Source organism: Staphylococcus sp. HMSC62A08 (assembly GCF_001839105.1).
In the GTDB taxonomy this organism is placed as follows: domain Bacteria; phylum Bacillota; class Bacilli; order Staphylococcales; family Staphylococcaceae; genus Staphylococcus; species Staphylococcus caprae.
Genome location: NZ_KV840039.1, coordinates 100,895 through 108,026, shown reverse-complemented (window position 1 = coordinate 108,026; position 7,132 = coordinate 100,895). Strand labels below are relative to the sequence as shown.

The following is a 7,132-nucleotide window of genomic DNA, read 5'->3' as shown; positions in this document are numbered from 1 at the left end:
AGCGCACTTTCAATTCAGACATCTACTGCCCATATATTAAAGAAGACTGAGATAAATAACTATTCTTCTAACCTTCGTTGCTAGTGGCACTTATACTTGAGCAAAGCCTCAAGTGTTACTACTATAACTGGTTTCTAGTGATATTTAAATAATAATATGAAAGTTTTATAATTAACAGATAACGAAGTATTGATAGCGACACGCCTGCAGGAATAGCATGCGTCTTGAGACTACAGGCTCAAGCCATGCCCGCGGCAAGGGAGCTAAAGCAATACGAAGTATTGGTAAAAAACTATATTCTGAATGTTAAACGGATATGTTTACCATTCATAAAATTAAATAAAACCTGAGACGTCTTCTTTCGTTAATAAAGACGAAGTCTCAGGCTTCATTTTCAATAAGTTAAATCTGCAACCAATGCTTCTGATTAAAATATTCCATATTCTGCGGTTTAGCATAATCAGAAATCATATAATCAATTTCGCTAAACCCATCAATACGATACGACGCATGCGCATCTCGTTTACTACTATCTGCTAAGAGATAACTCAGTTGACTTTGTTGAATCATGATGTGACTCGCATGGGCTTCTTCCAAATCAAATTCATAACAATCACTCGTATCAAACGAACCACATGAAATAAAAGCTTTATCAAATTTAAAACGTTGTAGTAACTCATTCGTCATATGCCCACGCACAACATCTTGTTCAGTATTCGTCTTTCCAGCAAGCATAATCACTTCTGCTTGAATTCGTTGCTCCTCGATAGCACGATTCAATTCATCTGCAATCTTCAAAGAATTCGTCACAATGGTGGTCTGAGTAATATCATTGAGATAATGAGGAATTCGCCCTGTTGTTGTCCCTCCATCGATGACAATAATTTCTCCAGACTGTATTTGTAAAGCAGCTTTCTTAGCAATACGTTCTTTTACTTGTGATTGTTTCTGCCACTTATTCGCATATGATTTCTCTTTATTAATATGATTGTATTGAATCGCACCACCATGTGTACGTGTAATCAGTTTATCATTTTCTAAGGTTTCTAAATCCTTTCTCACGGTTTCAGGCGTCACTTGTAAAAAGATAGCTAAATCTTTTACGGCCACCTGCCCGTACTGATCAACACGTTTACGAATGAGATTCAAACGTTCATTTCTTTTATACATAATTATCTATACTCCAATCTGCTTCATACGTGCTTGCCATCGATCTTTACGCCATCTAAGATACATAATGATAAATCTCAGCGCTTCATCTGCAATACTCACTAAAATAATTCCTGTATAGCCAAATCCCCAATGAATCCCTAATAGATAACTTCCAGGTAATAATAACAGCCAAGTGGTGACAATACTCACTGTGACTGGATAACGTACATCCCCTGCCACGTTTAATAAATCTACAATTAAATTATTAATTGCACGTATCGGTTCTAATCCAAAAAGTATAACAAGATAGTAAATAATTAAATGATAGGTTTGTAAGTCGTGTGTTATCCAACGTCCACACACAATAAATCCTATAAGTATACACGTCATAATCATGAAGGATTGTATGATATTAAACCAAATACTTTTTACAACAACTTTCTTTAAAGTGCGGTAACGACGTCGGGATATAAATTTTCCTAAATAAATTTGGCTAGCAGCACTAAATGCCATAGCACAACTAAAGGACAGGCCACTTAGTACAGTGGAAACAGATTTCGCAGCGATGACTTGAGTGCCTAACATCGCAATAAATGCAGTTGTAAATGTCTGCGCAAAATTATAAGAAATTTGTTCACCTGCTGTTGGGATACCTAATGTCGAAACTTGGTATATTGTCTTCCAGCTCAGCTTGAAGTAGTGCTTGAGTGGACGGAAAATTTGTATCAGTGCAATCAAAGCTAAAATACATCCCAATAAACGACTGAGCGCTGTTGCCACCGCGACACCTAATACAGGGTTACCTACATATTCTGGAATAATAAAGAGTACAACACCATTTAGAATGATATTAGTCACATTACTAATGATAGTAATGCGTGTTGCTGATGCCGCATGATTCATGACACGTAATACGGTACCAATGTACATTTGACAAGTCGTTAAAGTGAGTACACTCAATATAATCAGTCCAAATTGATAGGTCAGTTTGAATATATCTTGAGGTACTTGAAAAAGTCGTAGGATAGGTTCGAATGCGAGCCCAATCACAATCGTAAATACGATAGATACTATGATATTGAATAACAAATTATGATAAATCTCTTGTGAAATACTTGATGGTTGATGTTCCTTCAAGTGAACAATACGTATATTTGTACCCACATGAATGATTGTAATTAGAAACGTGATGAGCATGAGTATTTGGCTTATCATTCCCGAAGCAGCAACGGCATCAGTGCTATAGCTGTTTAACATCAATGTATCAGCTTGTCCCATGATGAGTATGAAAAGTTGTTCTATTAAAATAGGAATGTATAATGCCCGAAACGTTCTTTTAGAAACGATCATCAAATTCTAACACTTTCGATTTATATATAGCGTCAGGTTGCAACTCAATTAATCTTGCCCCACGTTGTAAATCACCATAAGTATTGTAACCACCAACACGACCAAAGCTAAGGCGAATACCATATAAATTAATCGTAAAATCATTGTCATGGTCATGACCGCAGAACACACCTTCAATATCACCGTTTAATAACATCTGACTAAATAATCCGGAATTAATTTTTGAGCACGCAATGGGTTCATTGAAAATGCCATGATATTCAGCAATATTCTCAACTTCTTTATATTCTTGTAACGGAATATGCGTAAATAATAAGTTATGTTGAAATTGAGTTTGATATGTTTGGTGTGTTTCTCTAAGCCAATTCACATGTTCAGGTCTTATAAAATCATAATCACCTATGCCAAATGGATTATAGTCTCCACCGTCAATGACATAAAGTACATGTGTGACTGTGTCATTGCTTTTAACTTCTATTGTATAAGCTTCTTTATCATCAACAATGAGGCTATGATTTTTCTGTACGTAGTTAGTAGAATATTGGTCCTCAATATCGCGTAAGTCTGAACGTTTGAGGTGTCCCTCGGTATCGTGATTACCAAATGTCGTTGCAATTTGCGTATCATATTGATTTAAATACTCCATCAATTCCTTGTAAACACGACCTGAATCAATGACGCCTTCAGACCAAATTTGGTCACCTGTTAATACTGTTATATCAGGTTGATAATGTGTCATCATGTGATGAATTAAATCGTAAGTTTTTTGATCTTTTTCATCATTGTGTGGCCCAATATGTAAATCGCTTAATTGTAGAATTGTAGTCATTGTTTCGTCTCCTTTACTCTTTTGTCGAACCGATATTGATACCTTTTACAAAATGCTTCTGAACGAATGGGAAGAGGAATAGTACTGGAATGGTTAATAGTACAATCATGGCCATCTGCATTGAGTCACCTGTAATTGTCAACTTGTCTAACATTGCATATGAACCTGACTTTTGTTTTAAAGCATCTGCAATGGCGGCTTGTTTCGTTAACATATCTTGTAAAACAGTTGCTAACGGTTTGAGATTTGGATTACGTACGAAGAATGCACCTGTAAACCAATCATTCCATTGACTCACCGCGTTAAATAATGTAATGGATGCTACCACGGGTTTGCTCATGGGTAAGACAATTTTCCAAAAGATTTGAAAGTCATTACAACCATCTACTCTAGCGGCTTCAATTACACTACTAGGTAATTGATTGAAGAATGTACGCATAATTAAAATGTTATAAACGCTATAAAGTGACGGTAAAATGTATACCCAAAATGTATCTGTTAAATGTAGTTGATTTAATAGGATATAAAGTGGTACAACACCGGCACTGAATAACATCGTAAATACTAGGAAGAATGAGATGATTCTTCGAAACGGTAAACTTTTGATCGTTAGAACGTATGCCGCCATAGCTGTTAATATCACACTTAATATTGTTCCAATAACTGTCTTCGCTATGCTAATAAATAATGCATTTAATAACGTACCTTGTTTAAATATCTCTTTAAAATTATCTAGCGAAAATTTACGCGGGTAGAAAGTGATGCCACCTTTTTGAGCATCTACCCCAGAGTTAAATGCTAAGGCAAAGATATTAATCATCGGTAGGATAATTGTGATCACTAAGCCAATAATAATGATTAACGAGATAATACGAATGACAATTGCGCTTTTATCTTGTGAAACTTTCATTGTCTATGCCACCTCTTAATAAATGATTTGAGTTCCTTTTCTATCTCTTTGATTTTCAACGTATCTTTCAAATTGATTTAAGCCTGCCTCTTCTAATCGTTGCTTAGCACTATCAATAATTTGTTTCGCTTCTTTGTCAGATTGAGAATAATATGCACGTTTAATAGCGTCACTATAATCATCGAGTGCAACTTCTAAATCTTCTCCATATTCATATTTAGATAGGAACGATTTTACTGTGAGGCCGTTAACGATTTTGGCGTGTTTCTGTTTTTCATCGTAATGCCACATATCAGCAATCTTTTCAGGAGTAGTTTTTTTCGTTTTTGTATTATCTCCGTATTCAGTTTCACCAAAATCAGCTTTATTATCGATATCTGTATAACCAAGATGATCTGCCCAATAAGAACCTGCACCTCTAAAACCACGTTTTTTAGCTTCGTCTGGATTATTCTCAACTTCTTTTAAGACTTCAGGTTTAACATGAGGGTTACCTTTCTTATCTAAAGTATAGTCACGTCCTTTAATACCGTATTGACCGAGTAATTTACCTTCACGACTTGCAAGGAAATCAGCGAGTTTAACGACGTCTTCAGGATGTTCAGTCGTACTTGGTACAGCCCAACCGTTTGCGCCTGATTTATATGGCTTTTCAACTCTAAATTTACCTTTGACTGTGTTGAGTGGTCCAAGTGGAACGTATTTCATACTTTGGTTTTCAGTAACGTAGTTATGTAAATCTGAAACAATGCCCCATGAACCATTAACTAGTCCTTCTTTTGCTTTATTTTCTTCCATTGTATAGAACTCTTTCGTCATTAAGCCCTTTTTCATAAGGTCTTTAACGTAATGTACACGTTTAAGCGGATAATCAGTTTGTGATTCATGTACAATTTTCTTACCTTTATTTAAAAATTTCTCATCAGACTGACCAGTCCAAACAAGGTCATTATAGAATTTAGTACGATCGTCACCGCCCCATGCTGTTGGGCCAATAGGTGTGATTTCTTTACCATTATCATCTTTGAAGTGGTGTTCTTTCATCTTCTCAGCAAGTTTTTCAACATCTTTTGATGTCTTGATAGATGCAGGGTTGATATGAAGTTTATCCATGATATCTTTTCTGACATAAGGACCACCTACAGTACGACGTTCTTCTTGCCCTGGATGACGGTTAATCCCCATATGTACAAGGTACGTCCCATCCTGTTCTTTATTAAACATGATGTTATCTTTCGTATCCTTTGGTAGATATCCTTTTTTGAAATACTTACTATAAATTTTTGTGTTTTTAAGCATTTTTGTTAAGTCTGTGAGTCGACCTTGTTTCGCTGCTTTATTTAGTACTTTCATTTCAGGACGTCCACTATCGTCTAAGTAATAAACGATGAAATCGGGTAAATCTCCTGAAGCGAGTCCTGACGTTAATGCTTCTGTGGAATCTTCATTAGAAACGGTTTGGAGTTCTAACGTGATGCCAGTCTTTTTCTTAAGTTCTTGAGCGACTTCTTTATTCATTTTAGGTGAGGCATCGTTATCACTTTGAAACACAAGTCCTTTTAGTTTTCTATCTGCAATCCATGTATCTGGTTTACCTTTAGCATCTGCTTTTCTTTTCGCTTCATCTTGCGTTTTATCTTTGCTACATGCTGTTACGAATAAAATGACTGCAATCATTAAGATGAGCATAGATTTTCTAAACATGTACATTCTCCTTAATATAGTGATGTATCCAGCTTCTTATCTGCGAATTTATTAATAATGACGACAGCGATAAGTCCTATTACGCCTTGTAATAGACCAATAGCGATTGCGTAACTAAAATCGCCTTGCTCAATACCAGTACGAATAACAAATGTATCAAGTATTTCCGAGACATTAGCGTTACCTGGTGTTTTGAGTAGGTAGATTTGATCGAACCCTGCTTTTAAAATATCGCCTAGAGAAATGATGAATAAGATAACAATTGTTGGCGTTAACATAGGTAAGGTAATATGTATAATTTGTTTGAAACGATTTGCGCCATCAATTGCAGCTGATTCATAAATTTCAGGATTAATACTCATAATTGCTGCAAAATAAATAATGGAATCCCAACCTACATTCTTCCAAATATAACTAGAAAACATGATGGTGTGGAAATACTCAGGATTCATCATAAAGTAAGTCGACCCGTCGCCACCAAATTGATGGATCAGTTGATTCATAAGTCCATCATCAGGAGCGAGTAATTTCTTGAAAATACCGATGACCACAACCCATGATAAAAAGTGAGGAATATAAAGCACACCTTGAAATAGACCTCTGATCTTACCTAATTTAGAATCTTTAATTTCGTTAAACATAATGGCTAAAATAATTGGAAATGGTAGAGCTAAAATCAATTTCATACCACTTATAATTAGTGTATTCATAATAATTTGAATACAGCGAGGGTCAGAGAAAAATCGTTTGAAATAGTATAGTCCTTTCCAATCACCGCCGATGATACCAGTATCGAAGCGGAAATCTTTGAATGCCAGAACAAGACTTGTCATTGGAATATAGTTGAAAATCAAGAAAAAGAGTAAACAAGGTAAAATCATTATGTAAAGTACTTTATGTTCCCACATTCTTTTTAATAAAGGTTTTTGATGAGTGGATTGAAGGCTTTGTTTTTTGATTTTACTCACGATAAAACCTCCTCTTGTACTCTTTCGCCTGAATCAGAATCGAAAAAGTGTGCATCTTTAGTTTTTATACCGAAGGAAACTGTTTGGCCTAATTCGAAATCCAAATTACTATCTACAGCTGCTACAATTTTATGTTCGTTGTGATGACAGTGAAGTAATTTGTATGAACCCGTTAACTCAACCAAATCTACAGTAAATTGAGACAGTTGGATTGGATAA

General features: G+C 35.4%; 6 protein-coding genes and 1 pseudogene. All 7 read right to left on the bottom strand.

The window, feature by feature from the left end:
- Nucleotides 1-402: 402 nt before the first annotated feature.
- Nucleotides 403-1,170 carry a DeoR/GlpR family DNA-binding transcription regulator gene (locus HMPREF3264_RS06485; RefSeq protein WP_070872560.1) on the bottom strand — a complete coding sequence of 256 codons (768 nt, stop codon included), beginning with the start codon at nucleotides 1,168-1,170 and terminating at the stop codon, nucleotides 403-405.
- A gap of 6 nt (nucleotides 1,171-1,176) precedes the next feature.
- A complete protein-coding gene (locus tag HMPREF3264_RS06480) occupies nucleotides 1,177-2,502 on the bottom strand; it encodes an MATE family efflux transporter (RefSeq protein ID WP_070872558.1) in 1,326 nt (441 codons plus the stop codon).
- A complete protein-coding gene (locus tag HMPREF3264_RS06475; RefSeq protein ID WP_070872555.1) occupies nucleotides 2,489-3,331 on the bottom strand; it encodes a metallophosphoesterase family protein in 843 nt (280 codons plus the stop codon). Before HMPREF3264_RS06475 ends, HMPREF3264_RS06480 begins: the two co-directional genes overlap by 14 nt.
- Before the next feature lie 13 nt (nucleotides 3,332-3,344).
- Entirely contained in the window at nucleotides 3,345-4,241 is an 897-nt protein-coding gene (locus tag HMPREF3264_RS06470) for a carbohydrate ABC transporter permease (RefSeq protein WP_002442864.1), read from the bottom strand.
- A 15-nt stretch (nucleotides 4,242-4,256) separates the two neighbouring features.
- Nucleotides 4,257-5,945, bottom strand: a complete 1,689-nt coding sequence (locus HMPREF3264_RS06465; RefSeq protein ID WP_070872553.1) for an extracellular solute-binding protein — start codon at nucleotides 5,943-5,945, stop codon at nucleotides 4,257-4,259.
- Between the two features lie 11 nt (nucleotides 5,946-5,956).
- Complete coding sequence (locus tag HMPREF3264_RS06460; RefSeq protein WP_070872551.1) at nucleotides 5,957-6,913, bottom strand: ABC transporter permease; 957 nt, start codon at nucleotides 6,911-6,913, stop codon at nucleotides 5,957-5,959.
- Nucleotides 6,910-7,132: pseudogene (locus HMPREF3264_RS06455) on the bottom strand (spermidine/putrescine ABC transporter ATP-binding protein); the annotation flags it as partial. The gene HMPREF3264_RS06460 and the pseudogene HMPREF3264_RS06455, both read right to left, overlap by 4 nt.

What these genes read in the sequence shown, in the direction of transcription:
- HMPREF3264_RS06470 (WP_002442864.1), bottom strand. Translation starts at nt 4,241, where the DNA reads ATGAAAGTTTCACAAGATAAAAGCGCAATTGTCATTCGTATTATCTCG.
- HMPREF3264_RS06475 (WP_070872555.1), bottom strand. Translation starts at nt 3,331, where the DNA reads ATGACTACAATTCTACAATTAAGCGATTTACATATTGGGCCACACAAT.
- HMPREF3264_RS06465 (WP_070872553.1), bottom strand. Translation starts at nt 5,945, where the DNA reads ATGTTTAGAAAATCTATGCTCATCTTAATGATTGCAGTCATTTTATTC.
- HMPREF3264_RS06485 (WP_070872560.1), bottom strand. Translation starts at nt 1,170, where the DNA reads ATGTATAAAAGAAATGAACGTTTGAATCTCATTCGTAAACGTGTTGAT.
- HMPREF3264_RS06480 (WP_070872558.1), bottom strand. Translation starts at nt 2,502, where the DNA reads ATGATCGTTTCTAAAAGAACGTTTCGGGCATTATACATTCCTATTTTA.